General features: G+C 61.4%; 16 protein-coding genes, 1 pseudogene and 1 riboswitch. Of the genes and pseudogenes, 6 read left to right on the top strand and 11 right to left on the bottom strand.

Annotation, left to right across the window (positions count from 1 at the left end; translation table 11 throughout):
* Window positions 1–162 precede the first annotated feature (162 nt).
* Together metX and ROSERS_RS09105 are read right to left on the bottom strand one after the other, a co-directional pair.
* Complete coding sequence (gene metX / locus ROSERS_RS09110) at window positions 163–1,308, bottom strand: homoserine O-acetyltransferase MetX (protein ID WP_011956496.1); 1,146 nt, start codon at window positions 1,306–1,308, stop codon at window positions 163–165.
* A gap of 187 nt (window positions 1,309–1,495) precedes the next feature.
* Window positions 1,496–2,782, bottom strand: coding sequence for a homocysteine synthase (locus tag ROSERS_RS09105; protein ID WP_011956495.1), 1,287 nt, complete (start codon window positions 2,780–2,782; stop codon window positions 1,496–1,498).
* Window positions 2,783–3,013: 231 nt separating this feature from the next.
* Window positions 3,014–3,194, bottom strand: a riboswitch (SAM riboswitch).
* A gap of 243 nt (window positions 3,195–3,437) precedes the next feature.
* Between ROSERS_RS09105 and ROSERS_RS09100 the strand changes: the two genes are divergently transcribed.
* Both ROSERS_RS09100 and ROSERS_RS27350 read left to right on the top strand, forming a co-directional pair.
* On the top strand, window positions 3,438–3,806 hold the full coding sequence (locus tag ROSERS_RS09100; protein ID WP_011956494.1) for a zinc-ribbon domain containing protein: 369 nt from the start codon (window positions 3,438–3,440) through the stop codon (window positions 3,804–3,806).
* Between the two features lie 236 nt (window positions 3,807–4,042).
* Window positions 4,043–4,868, top strand: a pseudogene (locus ROSERS_RS27350) (IS5 family transposase).
* Here the strand turns inward: ROSERS_RS27350 and ROSERS_RS09090 are convergent.
* Both ROSERS_RS09090 and ROSERS_RS09085 read right to left on the bottom strand, forming a co-directional pair.
* The gene (locus ROSERS_RS09090) at window positions 4,865–5,092 is read right to left on the bottom strand and encodes a hypothetical protein (RefSeq protein ID WP_041333379.1); all 228 of its coding nucleotides are present in this window, start codon (window positions 5,090–5,092) and stop codon (window positions 4,865–4,867) included. The pseudogene ROSERS_RS27350 and the gene ROSERS_RS09090 overlap by 4 nt on opposite strands.
* A 1,238-nt stretch (window positions 5,093–6,330) precedes the next feature.
* Window positions 6,331–7,365 (bottom strand): DUF346 domain-containing protein, encoded by a 1,035-nt coding sequence (locus tag ROSERS_RS09085; RefSeq protein WP_083763281.1) that lies wholly within the window; start codon window positions 7,363–7,365, stop codon window positions 6,331–6,333.
* 323 nt (window positions 7,366–7,688) lie between these two features.
* Here ROSERS_RS09085 and ROSERS_RS09080 point away from each other — a divergent pair, with 323 nt between their 5' ends.
* Window positions 7,689–8,972 (top strand): transposase, encoded by a 1,284-nt coding sequence (locus ROSERS_RS09080; protein ID WP_232282798.1) that lies wholly within the window; start codon window positions 7,689–7,691, stop codon window positions 8,970–8,972.
* A 232-nt stretch (window positions 8,973–9,204) separates the two neighbouring features.
* On the opposite strand, the gene hemL is transcribed toward ROSERS_RS09080, so the two are convergent.
* Window positions 9,205–10,488, bottom strand: a complete 1,284-nt coding sequence (gene hemL / locus ROSERS_RS09075) for a glutamate-1-semialdehyde 2,1-aminomutase (RefSeq protein WP_011956490.1) — start codon at window positions 10,486–10,488, stop codon at window positions 9,205–9,207.
* 196 nt (window positions 10,489–10,684) lie between these two features.
* Between hemL and ROSERS_RS25970 the strand changes: the two genes are divergently transcribed.
* The 3 genes from ROSERS_RS25970 (at window position 10,685) to ROSERS_RS25960 (ending at window position 11,342) form a co-directional block, all read left to right on the top strand.
* Window positions 10,685–10,822, top strand: coding sequence for a hypothetical protein (locus ROSERS_RS25970; RefSeq protein ID WP_157041017.1), 138 nt, complete (start codon window positions 10,685–10,687; stop codon window positions 10,820–10,822).
* A gap of 122 nt (window positions 10,823–10,944) precedes the next feature.
* Window positions 10,945–11,082 (top strand): hypothetical protein, encoded by a 138-nt coding sequence (locus ROSERS_RS25965; RefSeq protein WP_157041018.1) that lies wholly within the window; start codon window positions 10,945–10,947, stop codon window positions 11,080–11,082.
* Window positions 11,083–11,204: 122 nt separating this feature from the next.
* Window positions 11,205–11,342: a hypothetical protein gene (locus ROSERS_RS25960; RefSeq protein ID WP_157041017.1), complete on the top strand. Its 138-nt coding sequence runs from the start codon at window positions 11,205–11,207 to the stop codon at window positions 11,340–11,342.
* A 322-nt stretch (window positions 11,343–11,664) separates the two neighbouring features.
* On the opposite strand, the gene hemB is transcribed toward ROSERS_RS25960, so the two are convergent.
* From hemB to ROSERS_RS09045, 6 genes are read right to left on the bottom strand one after another with little or no spacing between them, the layout of a single operon-like run.
* On the bottom strand, window positions 11,665–12,648 hold the full coding sequence (hemB, locus tag ROSERS_RS09070; RefSeq protein WP_011956489.1) for a porphobilinogen synthase: 984 nt from the start codon (window positions 12,646–12,648) through the stop codon (window positions 11,665–11,667).
* An 18-nt stretch (window positions 12,649–12,666) separates the two neighbouring features.
* The gene (locus ROSERS_RS09065; protein WP_011956488.1) at window positions 12,667–13,449 is read right to left on the bottom strand and encodes a uroporphyrinogen-III synthase; all 783 of its coding nucleotides are present in this window, start codon (window positions 13,447–13,449) and stop codon (window positions 12,667–12,669) included.
* A gap of 9 nt (window positions 13,450–13,458) precedes the next feature.
* Complete coding sequence (gene hemC / locus ROSERS_RS09060; protein ID WP_011956487.1) at window positions 13,459–14,370, bottom strand: hydroxymethylbilane synthase; 912 nt, start codon at window positions 14,368–14,370, stop codon at window positions 13,459–13,461.
* A complete protein-coding gene (gene hemH, locus ROSERS_RS09055) occupies window positions 14,367–15,308 on the bottom strand; it encodes a ferrochelatase (protein ID WP_011956486.1) in 942 nt (313 codons plus the stop codon). Before hemH ends, hemC begins: the two co-directional genes overlap by 4 nt.
* A gap of 3 nt (window positions 15,309–15,311) precedes the next feature.
* Window positions 15,312–16,358: a uroporphyrinogen decarboxylase gene (gene hemE, locus ROSERS_RS09050; protein WP_011956485.1), complete on the bottom strand. Its 1,047-nt coding sequence runs from the start codon at window positions 16,356–16,358 to the stop codon at window positions 15,312–15,314.
* 4 nt (window positions 16,359–16,362) lie between these two features.
* Complete coding sequence (locus ROSERS_RS09045; protein WP_011956484.1) at window positions 16,363–17,064, bottom strand: chlorite dismutase family protein; 702 nt, start codon at window positions 17,062–17,064, stop codon at window positions 16,363–16,365.
* Window positions 17,065–17,068 lie beyond the last annotated feature (4 nt).

Raw genomic sequence — 17,068 nt, 5'->3', positions numbered from 1 at the left:
CCCGCAGTGTTGCACTGTTTTCTGAGTAGTCATACGGATAATCTTCACAATCGGATGCTGCACAATTATAGCAAAAGGCGCAACCCTGTCTGCCACGCCGATTGTAGCAGATCAGAGGTGCGCCTGATAGTGCGTGCAAAACGCTGAACATTCCGCCGATGTTCAGCGGATCCGTTCCAGCCGTTCCAAAAACCCTGCAATGATCGGCGCCTGCTGGTCGATATCGACCAGGAATGCGTCGTGACCGGCGATTGAGTCGATCTCGATGTGCTCGACCGGTTTCTGATTCCGGCACAGCGCATCGGCGATGGCCAGCGACTCTGCCGTCGGGTAGAGCCAGTCGCTGCTGTAGGAAATGACGAGGAAGTGCGCCTGGGTTTGGGCGAACGCTGCGTCCAGCGAACCGTAGCGCGCCGGCAAATCCCAGTAATCCATGGCTTTCGTAATGTAGAGGTACGAATTCGCGTCAAAACGCGCGTTGAAACTTGCACCCTGGTGCTCGAGGTAACTCTCGATTGCAAATTCCTGCGCCATTGTGTACGAAGGACCGCCGCGCTGGAACGCGCGCCCGAACTTGCGCTCCAGGGCTGGTTCGCTCAGATAGGTGATATGCCCGATCATACGCGCAGTCGCCAGCCCGTCAACCGGCGGCTCGTGACCGTAGTAGTCGCCGCCGCGCCAGCGCGGGTCTGCCATGATTGCGCGCCGTCCGATCGCATTCCATGCCACCGTCTGCGCCGATGAGCGCGCCGTTGTCGCCAGCAAAAGAGCGCCGCGCACCCGTTCCGGGTACGCCGTGGCCCATTCGAGCGCCTGAAAGCCGCCCATCGAGCCGCCAGCGACGGCGAGCAACTGATCAATCCCCAGGTGGTCGATCAACCGTGTTTGCGCGCGCACCATATCGCTGATCGTAATGACCGGGAACCGCAAACCATACGGCTTGCCGGTCGTCGGATCGATGCTGGAAGGACCGGTGCTCCCCTTACACCCGCCGATGACGTTGGAACAGATAATAAAGTAGCGGTCAGTATCGAAAGGACGACCGGGTCCCACCATCGCATCCCACCATCCTGGCTTGGGATCGGTCAGACTGTGACGACCGGCAACGTGTGCATCGCCGGAGAGGGCGTGCAGGATCAGAATGGCGTTGTCACGCGCCGGGCTGAGTTCGCCATACGTCTCATACGCCAGCGTTACCGGCGCCAGCAAAGCGCCGCTATCGAGCGGCAGCGGCTCGAGCCAGGTGGCGTAACGTGTCTGGACGAGACCGACACCGAGTGGTGCGCGCTCTGTCGCATATGCAATCATAGGATGCCTTCCTGGTTCGGTACACACGTGTCCTGGTTTGTTCAATCCTGATGGGCGCCTGTCAGAGGCGACCCGGTGCTGCCTGTTCCCTGGAACCGTCTCGTCTGTGCATCTGCGAATGCACCAGGCGCTGCGGAGGGTGCAGCGCAAACCCTCTGCAACCCTCTGCGCACGTTCAATCCCGTCCTTACACTTTTGCCAGCGCCTGATCCAGGTCGGCGATAATATCGTCGATGGTCTCAATCCCGACCGACAGACGCACAAAATCGTCGGTGACGCCGGTGAGCCGCTGCTCATCGGGCGTCAACTGGCTGTGGGTCGTGCTGGCTGGATGAATCGCAAGACTCCTGGCATCGCCGATATTCGCCAGGTGCGAGAACAGGCGCAGGCTGTTGATGAACTTTGCACCGGCTGCGCGCCCGCCTTTGATCCCGAACCCGACAATACCGCTCTGTCCCCTGGGCATATACTTCTGCGCCAGCGCATAACTCGGATGCTCCGGAAGTCCGGGGTACAGCACCCATTCCACCTTGCTGTGCTCTTTGAGGAACTGGGCCACTGCCAGCGCATTCTGACTGTGACGCTCCATCCGCAATCCCAGTGTCTCGATGCCCTGGAGCAGCAGGAAGGAGTTGAACGGGCTGAGGCATGCGCCAATATCGCGCAGCAACTGCACCCGCACCTTCAAGATGTATGCCAGGTTGCCGAACGCCTGTGTATACACCAGACCGTGATAGGAAGGATCGGGGGTCGTAAACTCAGGGTAGCGCCCATTGGTCCAGTCGAACTTCCCGCTATCGACCAGCAGACCGGCGATGCTGGTCCCGTGCCCGCCGAGGTATTTGGTCGCAGAGTGGACGACAATATCGGCGCCCCACTCGAACGGGCGGCACAGATATGGGGTTGCAGTGGTCGAGTCGACCATCACCGCCACGCCGTGTTCGTGGGCGATATTGGCGATGGTTTGCAGATCGACAATATCCAGACGCGGGTTGCCGACCAGTTCGAGGAAGACCAGTTTCGTGCGATCATCGATTGCCCGGCGAAACCCTTCGTGATCGCGGGCATCGACGAAGCGAGTCGTAATGCCGAGTTTCGGGAACGTATGGCGGAACAGATTGTAGGTGCCGCCGTACAGGTCGCTCGATGAGACGATATTATCACCGGCGCCTGCTACATTCAGGATGCCCAGCGTTTCCGCCGCCTGCCCCGATGCCAGCGCCAGAGCGCCGACGCCGCCTTCGAGTGCGGCGATGCGCTGTTCAAGCACATCGGTCGTCGGGTTCATAATCCGGGTATAGATATTGCCGAACTCCTGCAACCCAAACAACCGCGCAGCGTGATCGGTATCCTTGAACTGATACGATGTCGTCTGATAGATCGGAACGGCGCGTGCGCCGGTGGTCGGGTCGGGTTGCTGCCCCGCGTGGAGCGCCAGGGTCTCGAAGCCGGTGAAACGGATTTCGTCTGTCATGGTGGTGATCGTCTCCTTGTGTTGCAATTGTGCGTACCAGCCCAGTGCACGGTTTCAAAGGAACAGCAGAGCCAGGGCAGCGCAACCTGTCTGGTGGATGCGCTGCCATCTGGTAAGCAATCTCTCGTGCAGCGTGAGGGCAACAAAATTGCCCTCATCTGTACGATGAGGGCTGTCTGTGTGAGCTTTGGGGGATACCGCAGGGTGGGCATCTACTCCCGCAGCGCACGCCTCTCATCTTCCAGATATACTCTGCCGGAATTGGCACCTTCCAGTGTGAACAAGATGCTCAGGTTGCCTGGAGTGAGGAGGCATCGTCACTGACGCCAGTCTCAGCACCTGAACGTCTTACCCTGCACCGGAGGTTGCCGAGGCTTCATCGGGCCGGTCCCTCCGCCTCTCTGGATAAGAGTTGCGCTTATTGACTTGTTTGTTGAGATAGTATACGACATTGGGCGAGATTGTCAAGCGGCATTGGATGCAATCTGGCGGAAATGGGCAAGGTATGCTATACTTCCTCCTGTCTTTACAAGGTTTGGTCGTAGCGAGCTGCTTCTGCACCCTCTGATCCTCGCAGGCGTGCTGTCTTCAGGCTCATCATTCCCCAAACCAAGGACACGGTACGGTATCATTCATCAAAAGGAGCTGGCAAGCGATGAGCTTTGCAGACAAGACACTCACCTGTCGGGATTGTGGCGTGGATTTCGTTTTCACTTCAGGCGAACAGGAGTTTTACGCCCAGAAAGGGTTCACCAACGAGCCGACGCGCTGCCCGTCGTGTCGACAGCAGCGGAAGACGTCGGGAGGCGGGCGCGGCTACAGCGACCGCAACGGGTATGGACGGAACGATAGTTATGGCGCGGGTCGCGGCGGTTACGGCGGCGAGCGCCAGATGCACAGCACAACCTGCGCGTCGTGTGGTCGTGAGGCGCTTGTGCCGTTCGTGCCGCGTGGCGATAAGCCGGTCTACTGCTCCGACTGCTTCCAGGATCAGCGCCGCAGCAGCGGGCGCGGTCGCTGGTAGGCAGGGTGTGCGCACAGGTTCAATGTGCTGCGCCATCTTCACGGTGCACCTTTGAATGAATGCGGCAAGCAAAACCCGATTCCTCCCGCTGGCGCTGGCGCCAGCGGGAGGAAAGTTTGTGCTGTCGCTACGAACTGTGGAAGTGTGCATTCCCGTGATGGTTAGAGGGCGATCAGAAAACCGGATTTGTGGTATCATGATGGCGACCATGCCGTTCTGATGAGGAGCAATTTCGTATGCCACGACGTGCGCTTCGATCCTATCCAACCAAGGATGCGACCGATCTGACCGATGAACAGTGGGCCGCTATCGCGCCACTCGTCACCGCGCCGTCGCCCAACGGCGGGCGTCCGACCGAAATTGATCGCCGCGCGATCGTCAACGCGCTGCTCTCCAAAAATCGTACGGGCTGCCAATGGCGCATGCTTCCGAAAGATGTTCCGCCAATGAGTTCCGTTCGGTACTATTTCGACAAATGGAATCGTGATGGAACATTCATCAAAATCAATGATACGCTGCGGAAACTGGCGCGACAGGCGTTGAATCGCGATCCGGAGCCGTCCATCAGCGTCCTGGACTCCCAATCCGTCAAAACGACCGAAGCAGGCGGAGAACGCGGCGACGATGGGGGAAAAAAAGGTCAACGGGCGCAAACGGCAATTCTGGGTTGATACAAATGGGTTCTTGTTGCGCGTGTTGGTCCATCCCGCCGATATTTCGGATACTGAAGGCGCCGAGTGGCTTCTCGCCGCGCATCATCACTCATTTCCCCGGATGCGCGAGATTCGCGTGGATGAGGGATACAAAAAAGGGTTAGATGAATGGCTGCAACAGAACACGGCGATACGCCTGAATGTTATTGAAAAACCGCCTGGACAAACGGGATTTGCGGTCATTCCGAAGCGATGGGTGGTGGAACGCTCGATTGCGTGGGCGGGACGCAATCGGTTGTTGCGGCGAATAATTATTCGCCGCAACAACCGCAACCCAGAATCAAGCGAAGCCTTTCTTTATCTCGGTTCTATTGCAATGCTCCTGAATCGGCTCTATCCGAGATGTTAGTTTTTGATCACGCTCTCAGTATTCCGACCCTGAACATATCTCAAGAGAGCAATACCCTCGACCAGTGCATAACTGATCCTGCGATTTTGCAGTAAATCAAACAAATCATTCACCACATCGAGCAGATCATCCATCCTGAACCGCACTTCCGGCCAGCGCTGCGTATTGAATACAACAGCATGACGAATAACTTTTCCGATATGAATACCCTGCGATTCTGTCACGCTAGCCGCCTTGCGATCTGTCTTGTTCAGAACATGGCGATGTTTCCCGCCATATTGTAGCGCATAACGAATTCGGAGAGCAAACCGTGCCCCTGACCGCTTCTCGAACAGCAGGTTTTCCCGGTCATCTGCGAAACTACCGAAATGATCCGTCCCAGACTTCGCCCGGCACACTATATGAACAGCGCCCGCCCTGCGCAGTCACGAAGCTCAGGAGTATATAGCAGTTCTCGTAGAGGTTGAACCTCCTCGGACGACCGCAGTCACCATCGCGCTCCCCGCACGGCGACCGACATGCATGTCGGTCGGTAAGAGAAGACATTCGACATCGTCCGTCGTCAGGCGTGACTCCGCACGTGCGGGCTGATGGAGATTGAGAATTACAGCATTTCTCAGATACATCGACCATTATTCCTAGATTATGGAGATTGAGAAGCAACTACTCAGGCTGCCTTGGCGTTCAGCGATTGAAATCGCCTCTGGAAGGCTTTTCGCCGGGCGTCCACCTGCGTGGACGCTGCCACGGCGATCGCAGAGGCGGTCGCCCGGCGCGAAGCGTCCGCTCAGGCGCGGTTTCAACCGCATGCCTGAGCAGTTACGTTGAGAATTATAGCAGTTCTCACAAAGATTGGTCTTGTTGGGCAGGGTTGCACCCACTATCGAAAGCAGACGCCGTGTACGCCATCCCTTCGCGTGCTTCGCGTCTCTGTGTGCATCAGACCGGCTCACGCGGAGGCGCGGAGGCGCGGAGAGCGCGCGCAGGTCTTGCAAGGTCTGTCAGACGGGGCTGCACCCGTCGCTGGAAACGAGCGCTTCACGTGCCACCTCGAGGCGGCGCCGTGGGGGGCACGGCATGCCGTGCCCCCACACCCGTCGCTGGAAGTGGGCGCCTCGTGCAACGCGGCAGACCCGGACGAGGGTCAACGTATTTGAGAACTGCTATAAATCCGGTATCCCGTATAGCCGTGGGGCTGAAGCCCTCGGCTATGCAAGGCAAAGCCCGCCTGCGCGGGCTAGACCGGATTATTTATTCCAAGACCATACGTCCTCGGCTATGGAATGCGAAGCCCGCCTGCGCAGGCCAGACCATATTGAATTCTGAAAACTCATTCCTGCACTCCTGGCGATTGGACTGATGGACGCCCTGCGCCGGAGCGATGTTGCTCATCCACGCCAGGAGCGCAGAATCAATGAAAACAACGCAAGATACAGTAATGCGCGCACATGAACGATGCTTCTCATCCGCGCCACGAACGCCGGATCAATCCCTGATCGGTGTTGAAGACCGGATCGACGCCGCGGGCAAAACAGTCGAGGCTGTTGGCGCCCCACGAGACGCAGGCAGGCGACGATGCGATATTGCCGCCCAGGTCTTCCCATCCAATCCAGCGACTGCCGTCCCAGTAGCGGTGCAGCAGGTTGCCGTTGTCGCCCCGTGCAAACAGACTGATCCGGTTCGGTCCCCACGATGCGACAGTTGGCGCGGAGGTTGCATTCACCCCCATGTCTTCCCAAATGGTCCACTGGATACCGTTCCACACGCGACGGTAGAGCCGATTGTTGCTGCCGCGCACGAAACATTGCACCTGATTGTCGCCCGGCGAGGTGCAGGCGGGCACCGAGGTGAGTATGCCTTCGTGGTTGATCCAGCTGATCCAGCGCTGACCGTCGTAGTATGCCTGGTACATCTTGTTATCGCTGCCGCGCACGAACACCGCCACCCGCTGCGCTCCCCACGAGACCGCCGCTGGCGCTGAGGTGGCGATGCCTCCCAGGTTCTGCCATTCGCTCCAGCGTTCACCGTTCCACCAGATGTGCCAGACGGCGCTGCTCCCCTGCCGAAGAGCGAAGCAACTCATCCGATTCTGCTCCCAGGCAGCGCAGGCAGGCGCCGATGCCAGCCCACCGCCGATGTTGCGCCATCCCGACCATTTCCCTCCGGCGAATGTCTGCCACAGCAGTGCACCGCCATCGCCGCGAACAAAGACTTCCAGCCGATCGCGGCTCCAGGTCGTCACACTTGGCGCTGATGTCGCCAGCACCGCGCCGGGAACCGCTTCCCAGTTTCCCCAACCGCTCTGGGCAACCGGTGACAACCCAACCGGACTGTCCGCAGCATCACCCGTTGTTGCCGGCATCAACACGAGCGTGGTCAGACCCATATCGGCGGACGACGGCGACCGTGTGACACGCGCGTGGAGGGGAACGAATGAAGCAGACGTGAACCAGAGTGCCAGCACCAGCAGCACTCCAGAGACCCGATAGCGGTTCATTCCTGTTCTCTCTTTCTCCTGGCTGTTATTGAGGTGATGCGTACTGCTTCTTTGAGGAATAGCGCAAGAACATATGAGGTGCATGGTACGCTTATGCATTATCATACTATGAAGGGGAGTAAACTTCAAGGGAGGAAGGGCGAGCTCTCAAGGGTAGAGTTCTTGGGAGAGATGGGCGGTTTTCTGCATTCCCGTGCGCCTTTGCCCCTCATCCCCCCAACCCCCTTCTCCCACACGGGGTTGAAAGGGGGGGGATTCGCAGGCAGATTGTCAACCGTTTCCGTTCCACCGAACGCACGGGCCGATCCGTCGGTATCATGATCATGGAAGGATCGCGAGACACGGAGGATGGAATGGCCCGCACGCCCACGGAACGGTTGCTGCAGCAGCAGATCCAGACCCTCTTCCCGCGCTTGTCGCGTCACTGGCGCCGCGCCCTGGCCCGCTGGGTCTTGGGCGCCCTCTTGGCGGGGAGCGCCAATCGTCCCGCGCTGGCGCCAGCGCTCGCCACTGCCGGGATCGCCCGTGCCGCCACCCTGGCGGACGCCTGGGACGCCTGGATCGCCGCCCCGGCCCATCTCATAAACACCGCCGACCCACCTGCGGCGGGTGCGCCACCGGTGGTCAGTCCGCTGGCGTGCGGCGCCGACCTGCTCCGCTGGATTCGCGCGCACTGGACCGGCGGACCGCTCGTGCTCGGGCTGGATGCCTCCCATCGGCGCGCTGACGTCGTTCTGCTGCGCATGAGCGTCCTCTATCGGGGCGCTGCCCTGCCGGTCGCCTGGGTGATCGTCCCGGCGAACCAACCGGGCGCGTGGGAACCGCCCTGGGAGCGGATGCTGCGCTGGGCCCGCAGCGCGCTGCCGCTCGACCAGGAGGTCCTCACGCTGGCGGATCAGGGGTTGTGGAGCCCCCGGCTGTGGCACGCCATCCGGTCGCAGCAGGTCCATCCCATCATGCGGGTGCGTCCCACGTCGACCTTCGCGCCGACCGGTCAGGTGCGCCAGTCGGTGCTGCGTCTGGCGCCCGGACCGGGGCATGGATGGGTGGGCGCGGGGGTCGCCTTCACGCACGCACCCAAGCGGATTGCGGGCACGCTGGCGGTGGCGTGGGGCGCCGGCCATGCGGAACCGTGGGCGCCGCTCGTCGAGCGTTCAGCCGCGCGGGTGGATGCCGCGTGGTATGCCCTGCGCAGTTGGGACGAGGCGGGCTTCCGCCAAAGTACGTCGATGGGCTGGGACTGGCAACGCGGTCAGGTGACGGACCCGGATGCGGTGGCCTGGCAGTATCTGGTGGTGGCGACGGTCACGCGGTGGACGGTGGCCGTCGGCACGCGGATCGACGATGCAGAACCGCAGGGGGTTCCGCCCGGTCGCTTGCGGCGGGCGCCGCCGACGACGGGCGCACCGCTGCGCCGTCGCTGGAGCGGCACGGCGCAGCGGGTGATCAGCCTGCTCCGGCGGGGGGCAGGTCGGCGCCTGCGCTGGTTGCTGGCGCAAGGGCGTTGTTGGGTCCGCTTGTGGTTGCGCCCGGAGCCCTTGCCCAAAATAGGTGACAGCGTAACCATGCATATCGATGACCCGTCCCAATGCCTGAAATCGCCCTAAATCCCCCCCCTTTCAACCCACACGGGGAGAAGGGGGCGTTTGGGCGTCCTGATGGCTGAAACGGGAGATGGCACGCAGGGGCTTGCCAAAACATCCACCCCTGTGAGATTCCCCCAACCCCCCTTCTCCCACAAGGGGAGAAGGGGGCGTTTGGGCGTCCTGATGCCCAAAACGAGTGAAGGAGCTCAAGGGCCTCCCAAACAACCTGCCCCTCATCGATCAAGATTTGATATCAGAGCGAGCGCAAGGCATCGGCAGCGGCGGCAATTGTCTCCTGAATGAGCGCGTCGCTGTGGGCGAGCGATACGAACGCCGCCTCGAACTGCGCCGGGGCAAGGTAGACGCCGCGTTCGAGCATGGCGTGGAAGAATCGTGCATATCTGCGGGTATCGGCTTTCTTCGCCGAAGCGTAATCGACCACCGGATCGCCGGTAAAGAAGAAGCCCCACATACTGCCAGCATACGCTGCGCGCAGCGGAATGTCGGCGTCTGCAGCCGCGCGCTCGAAACCGGCGCACAAGGCGGCTGTCGCCTGTTCCAGACGCTCAAAGACGCCGGGCGCTCCGATGATGCGCAGTGTGGCAATACCTGCCGCCATCGCCAGTGGATTGCCGGAGAGGGTGCCAGCCTGGTAGACAGGACCGGCAGGCGCGATCAGTTCCATCAACTCACGCCTTCCGCCATACGCAGCAGCGGGCAAACCGCCGCCAATCACCTTTCCCAGACAGGTCAGATCAGGAGTGATGCCATACCGTCCCTGAGCGCCGCCATACGCCACACGGAAGCCGGTCATCACTTCATCGAAGATCAGTAACGCACCGTGTTCATCAGCCAGGCGGCGCAGGCCAGCAAGAAAGCCAGGTTGCGGCAGCACCAGTCCCATATTTCCTGCAACCGGCTCGACCGCAATCGCGGCTACCTCGCCAGGGTTCGCCTTCAACAATGCTTCAACCGCATCCAGATCGTTGTAGGGCGCCGTCAATGTGCCGGCAGCCGTCGCCGCTGTGACCCCAGGACTGTCGGGCAGACCCAGCGTTGCCACGCCCGATCCCGCCTGTACGAGAAATCCATCGAAGTGCCCGTGGTAGCACCCGGCGAACTTGATGACTTTGTCGCGGCGGGTTGCGGCGCGCGCCAGGCGCAGCGCGCTCATCGCCGCCTCCGTGCCCGACGATACGAAACGCACCATTTCGACCGCTGGCATCGCCTGGATGATCAGACGCGCCAGTTCGCTCTCCAGTTCGGTCGGTGCGCCGAATGACGTACCACGTGCTGCCTGTTCCGCAATTGCGGCAACCACATCGGGGTGGGTATGCCCTGCGATCAGCGGTCCCCACGAGAGAACGTAATCAATGTAGCGGTTGCCATCGACATCGAAGATCAGGGCGCCTTCGCCACGCGCGATGAATCTGGGTGTTCCGCCGACCGCGCGAAAGGCGCGCACCGGGCTGTTGACGCCGCCGGGAAAGAGCGACTGCGCTTCGGCAAATAGTGATTCTGAACGGGTTGTCTTCATAGTTGTGACCAGGCAATCATAGGGGTTGCGAGAACCGAGAACCGAGAACCGAGAACCGAGAACCAGGAACTGAGAACCGAGAACTGAGAACTGAGAACTAAGAGCCTATCCGAATAACCCAGCGGCACGCACGGCGATCACGCCACAGGCGAAAAGGTTACAGTTTTTCAGATAGGCTCTGAGCACACCGGGTCGCATGACGGTTGCGAGTGTCGGAACGACGAACCTGGTGCGACAGGGTGTTTCCGCTCGCCGCCTGGCGACTGAAGTCGCGGCTGGCAGGCGGGAAGCCCGCCTGCGCGGGCGTGAGGGAGCGCATCCCGCTCGCCCGTAGACCAGCCCGTCGGACTTCCACGTCTTAGAGCCTATCCGAATAACCCGGCGGCACGCACGGCAATCACGCCACAGGCGAAAAGGTTACAGTTTTTCGGATAGGCTCTGAGCACACCGGGTCGCATGACGGTTGCGAGTGTCGGAACGACGAACCTGGTGCGACAGGGTGGTTCCGCTCGCCGCCTGGCGACTGAAGTCGCGGCTGGCAGGCGGGAAGCCCGCCTGCGCGGGCGTGAGGGAGCGCATCCCGCTCGCCCGTAGACCAGCCCGTCGGACTTCCACGTCTTAGAGCCTATCCGAATAACCCGGCGGCACGCACGGCAATCACGTCACAGGTGAAAAGGTTACAGTTTTGCGGATAGGCTCTGAGCACACCGGGTCGCATGACGGTTGCGAGTGTCGGAACGACGAACCTGGTGCGACAGGGTGTTTCCGCTCGCCGCCTGGCGACTGAAGTCGCGGCTGGCAGGCGGGAAGCCCGCCTGCGCGGGCGTGAGGGAGCGCATCCCGCTCGCCCGTAGACCAGCCCGTCGGACTTCCACGTCTTAGAGCCTATCCGAATAACCCGGCGGCGCGCACGGCGATCACGCCACAGGTGAAAAGGTTACAGTTTTTCGGATAGGCTCTAAGAACCAGGAACTGAGAACCGCGAACCTGGAGTCAGGCGTTAGGGGTTAGATCGCTTGCCTTCCCATAGGCGCCCTTTCCACCTTTCCACCTGTAACCCGCAACGCGCAATGCTTTCCGACCGTTCAACAGAAAAATGATCGAACGGTGGGTTCAACCTGCAACCTGCAACCTGCAACCTGCAACCTGCAACCTGCAACCTGCAACCCTCTCGCCTCACTCTGTAGCAATCCAGCGCGCGGCGTCTTTGGCGAAGTAGGTGATAATCATATCCGCGCCAGCCCGTCGAATGGCGATCAGGCTTTCGAGTGCAGCGCGACGCTCGTCGAGCCAGCCGAGTTGCGCTGCCGCTTTGATCATGGCATACTCGCCGCTCACCTGGTACGCTGCCAGCGGCAGGTGGTAGCGCTGGCGCACGGCGCTGATGATGTCGAGATAGGCGCCAGCCGGTTTGACCATGATCATGTCGGCGCCTTCGGCAACATCGAGATCCACTTCGCGCAACGCCTCACGCCCGTTTGCCGGGTCCATCTGGTAGGCGCGCCGGTCGCCGAATGCCGGAGTGGACTCGGCCGCTTCGCGGAAGGGACCGTAAAAGGCGGAGGCGAATTTGGCGGCATACGAAAGGATCGCCACCTGGGTATGACCGGCAGCATCGAGGGCGGAGCGAATGGCAGCGACCTGCCCATCCATCATCGCGCTGGGAGCAACGATGTCGGCGCCAGCGTCGGCATACGCAACCGCACAGCGCGCCAGGATGTCGAGCGTGGGATCGTTGAGCACATCGCCGCTGCCGGGCGTTTCTGCCAGAATGCCGCAGTGACCGTGGCTGGTGTATTCACAGACGCATACATCTGCAATCACGGTCAGTTGCGGGGCGCGTTGTTTGATCGCGCGGATCGCCTGCGGCACCGGTCCTTCTGGATCCCATCCGCTGCTACCGATCGGATCTTTGTGCGCTGGAATGCCGAAGAGCAGCACCGCCGGTATCTGGAGTTCGGCAATCTCGTTGATTTCGAGATCGAGTTGATCGACAGACAACTGGGCATGACCCGGCATCGAGCGGATCGGGCGCACAATGCCGCTGCCGGCGGCAATGAAGAGCGGCGCAATCAAATGGTCGACGCTGAGCGTCGTTTCGCGCACCATGCGACGCAGCGCCGGTGTGCGGCGCAATCGCCGCGGACGCTGGATCAGCATACGATCCTCCTTCGACCTTTAACCTTTTTCTGCCAGCCCATCATACAACGCCTGAAGCACGCCTCCGGTATCTGGCGTTGGCGCCTGCGCTGCAACCGGTAACCCTTCATCCCGCAACGCCCGCGCCGTTGTCGGTCCGATAGCGATCAGCGCCACGCCAGTCAGCAGCGCCCGCGCAACCGAACGGTCGATGCCGAACTGTTCCATGCCATCGAGCAGGTAGCGCAGCGTCGATGGGCTGCTGAACAGAATTGCATCGAGCGCACGCCCGCAGAGCAGCGTGATCAACTCACGCGCCCCTGGACCAGGAACCGTTCGATAGGCGATGACCATATCCGCCACAGCCCCACGCGCGCGAAGACCGGCAGCCAGTGCGTCGCGCGCAATGTCGGCAACAGGCAGGAGAAAACGTTTGCCAGCGACATCGTGCAGCGCCGCCAGCAACCCCTCCGCATTCTGTTCGGCGGGGATCAGATCGACCCGCCCGCCACGCGCTTCGATTGATGCAGCGGTTGCTTTGCCGACCGCTGCCACGCGCACGTGCGCAGGCGGGGGCAGCGCCCCCTGTTCTGCGAGCGCATCAACCGCAGCCGCGCTGGTGAAAACAATCCAGTCGTACCGATCAAGCCGTCGCAACGCTGCTTCGAGCGGCGCTGGATCTTCTGGCGGAGCATAGGCAATGGTTGGGCAGATCGACACCTCCGCGCCTTCCGCGCGCAACGCCGACGCCAGACCTTCGGCGCGTTCGGCGGCGCGGGTGACCGCAATCCGTTTGCCCTGCAATCGACCAACGGCTTTCATAGTCCTTCGTTATCCTGCAAGCAATGCCCGCCCGCCCTGGTCGAGCAACTCGTCCGCCAGCGCACAACCCAGACCAACCGGATCGGACGCTGAGCCACGCTGCATCCCGCGCACCATCCGCCCGTCGCGCGCGCCGATCATCCCGCGCAGCAGCAATTCATCGCCTTCGAGATGCGCCAGCGCTCCGACCGGCACCTGACAGCCGCCGCCAATGCGCGCCAGAAATGCGCGTTCGGCGGTAATGGCGATGCGCGCCGCCTGATCGTCCAGCGGTGCAAGGAGGCGGAGCACCTCCTCATCGTCGGCGCGCGCCTCGACGCCGATCACCCCCTGCCCCACCGCCGGAATCAGCACGTCCGGTTCGATCAACTCGGAGATCGCACCGTCGAGACCAAGGCGCTTCAAGCCGGCTGCGGCAAGCACAATCGCATCGTACTGCCCTTCACGCAACTTTCGCAACCGTGTATCAACATTCCCGCGCAGATCGACCAGCGTGAGATCGGGTCGCAGGGCGCGCAACTGACAGGCGCGCCGCAGGCTGCTGGTTCCGACACGCGCGCCGGAAGGGAGGGCAGCCAGCGTCATACCCGGTTGCGCCACCAGCGCATCGCGCGGATCGGCGCGTCGCGGGCATGCCGCAAGCGTCATATCGGGCGGCAACACCGATGGCAGATCTTTGGCGCTGTGAACTGCCAGATCGATTCTGCCGGCACGCATCGCTTCCTCGATCTCGACGACGAACAACCCCTTGTCGCCAATCGCATTGAGTGGACGATCAAGAATGATGTCGCCGCGTGTTGTAATATGCTCGACAGCGACCGTCAATCCGGGATGCGCCGACTGCAAGGCGTCGCGGACCATATACGTCTGCACCAGTGCAAGTTTACTGGCGCGCGTGCCGATAATCAGAGTCTGTTTCATACGCGCTGCCGGAGTGCATCACGAACCAGCGACACCAGCACGTCCACGAATTCATCATCGGCGTTCGGCATACGTATGCGCCGGAGTTCCATCCCCAACTCCGCCGCCTTATCCTGCGCTTCACGGTCGATGTCCCACAACACTTCGAGATGGTCGGCAACGAACCCGAACGGTGCGCTGATGACGGCACGCACCCCTTCGCTGTGGAGTTCTTCCAGATAATCGAGGATGTCGGGACCGAGCCACGGTTCGCCGGTCATCCCGGCGCTCTGATAGCAGAGGCGCCAGTCGGTCAGACCAAGCAAACCGGCGATGCCTGCCGCGCTCTCGCGCAGTTCATCGGGGTACGGGTCGTTCCATGACAGAATGCGCTCTGGCAGACTGTGCGCGCTAAAGAGCACCAGCGCCTGGTCATGCAAGTCGGGCGGCAGTTCGGCGCGCGCTGCAACAATCCGATCCGCAATCAGGCGGCGAAATCCCGGATGGTCGTGCCAGCGTTCGATGAATGTGATCTGGAGCGGTTGTTCGAGCGTCGCATTCGCCTCATCGACATACCGGCGATAGCCGCCGACGCTCATGCGGGAATAGTGCGGCGCCAGCACAAGCGCAACCACGTCGCGCACCCCATCAGCAGCGATGTGCGGCATCGTTTCGGCAATGAACGGATGCCAGTGCTTCATACCGACATAGACGCGGTAGCGTCCCGGCGCTTCAGCATCCAGCCGCGCCTGCAATTTGTCGGCAGTCGCAAAGGTCAGGTCTTTCAACGGCGTACGCCCGCCGACCAGGCGGTAGCGCTCGCGCAGATTCTCTACCGCTTCGGGTGACGGCTTACGTCCTCCACGGATGTGGGTGAAATACGGCTCGACATCGTCGAGGCTCTCCGGCGTGCCATACGCCAGCAGAAAAACGCCCACAGGCGGTGATGTGTGTGTCATAGGTTATTCCGCTGAATACTCATGAACGAACTCAGCCAGACGACGCACCGTATCGACCGGCGTCTCCGGCACAATCCCGTGACCCAGGTTGAAAATGTGCCCCGGACGACCGGCGGCGCGGTCGAGAATATCGGCGGTGCGGCGGCGCACTTCGGTCCACGGCGCCAGCAGCGTATGCGGATCGAGGTTGCCCTGAACGGCGACGCCGGGACCAACCTGCGCCCATCCATCATCGAGGTGAATGCGCCAGTCGAGACCAATCACGTCAGCATCGGTCTGACGCAGCAACCCCAGCATGCCCGACAGTCCAACGCCGAAATAGATGATCGGCGGCGGGGGAACGATGCCGCAACCGGCGCGCACTGCAATGATGCACTTTTGCACAAACGGCAAAACATAGTCGGCATAGTCGCCGGGCGCCAGCGCCCCCGCCCAACTATCGAAGATCTGCACCGCATCCGCGCCCGCCTCGATCTGTGCAATCAGATAGGCGCTCACCTGCGCCGTCAGACGTTCCATCAACTCGCGCCATGCCTGCGGTTCGGCGTACATCAGCGCCTTGGTAAGCCGGTGATCACGCGATGAACCGCCTTCAATCGCATATGCTGCCAGCGTGAACGGCGCCCCGCTGAAACCGATCAGCGGTGCACGTCCTTCCAGGTCACGTTTCACCAGGCGGATCGCCTGGATCGTGTACGCCACCGTCTCACGCGGATCGGGAGTGCGGAGTGCCGCAACATCGGCGGGCGAACGCACCGGGTTGTGGATGACCGGACCTTCTCCCTGTTCATACGTCAGGTGCAGCCCCATGCCTTCGAGCAGCGGCAGAATATCGGCGAAAATAATCGCAGCGTCAACCGAAAAGGCGCGGATCGGTTGCATGGTGATTTCCGCCGCCAGTTCAGGCGTTTTCACCATCTCCAGAAAGCCGTAACGCTCGCGGATCGCGCGATACTCCGGCATATAGCGCCCCGCCTGACGCATAAACCAGACCGGCGTGGCATCAACAGGCTGACGACGACACGCCGCCAGAAAACGTGAATGTGTCATAGGTTCATCCAATCAGCGCCAGCGCTTCGCGCAGGGGTCGGTGAATAGCGGTGATGATCGGCGTATCGCGCAGCGTGTAACGGCGCGCTTCGGTCGCGCGCAGGTCGGTGACTAACTGGCTGAAGCGCGGCAGGTCTTCGGTTTCGTAAGCCACCACGAATTCCTGATCATCAAGACCGGTGGCGTAGAGCAGCACCTGCCGGATATCGGCATACTCATGACCGACGCGCATATGTTCATTCATCATTCCCTGACGCGCATCGCGGCTCATCAGATACCAGTCCGTCGTTTTGCTGAACGGATAGACGATCAGATAGGTCTGGCGATCATTCAGATCAATCGCCTGTTCCTGACTGGTCGGACGGCGGGTGTACACCGAGGGGCGGGTATAGCCGAAGAGCTGGTAGGAAATCTCGCTGTAACAGCCGATGCCGCTGGTCAGCAGGCGCGCCGTCATCTCCTGCATCGGTTTTGGGTCAATGCCGCGCCGCCAGAGGAGGAGATCGGCGCCGATCTTCAAGCCGATGCCACTGTATGCCCAGGTCGTTATCGACGAGGAATACTCATCGACGACGGCGGCAAAGGCTTCACGTCCATCGGCGCGCGCGCCCTGCGGCAGACGACGCCAGGCAGGATCGACCTTGAAAGCGGTAAACTGAACAAACCAGGGAGTTACGGACGTGGTTGGGTGATCCTGATCGGTCATACGT

It is taken from the genome of Roseiflexus sp. RS-1 (genome assembly GCF_000016665.1).
In the GTDB taxonomy this organism is placed as follows: domain Bacteria; phylum Chloroflexota; class Chloroflexia; order Chloroflexales; family Roseiflexaceae; genus Roseiflexus.
Note: the sequence above shows the minus strand (reverse complement) of the source record. Positions and strands in the feature narration are given on the sequence as shown.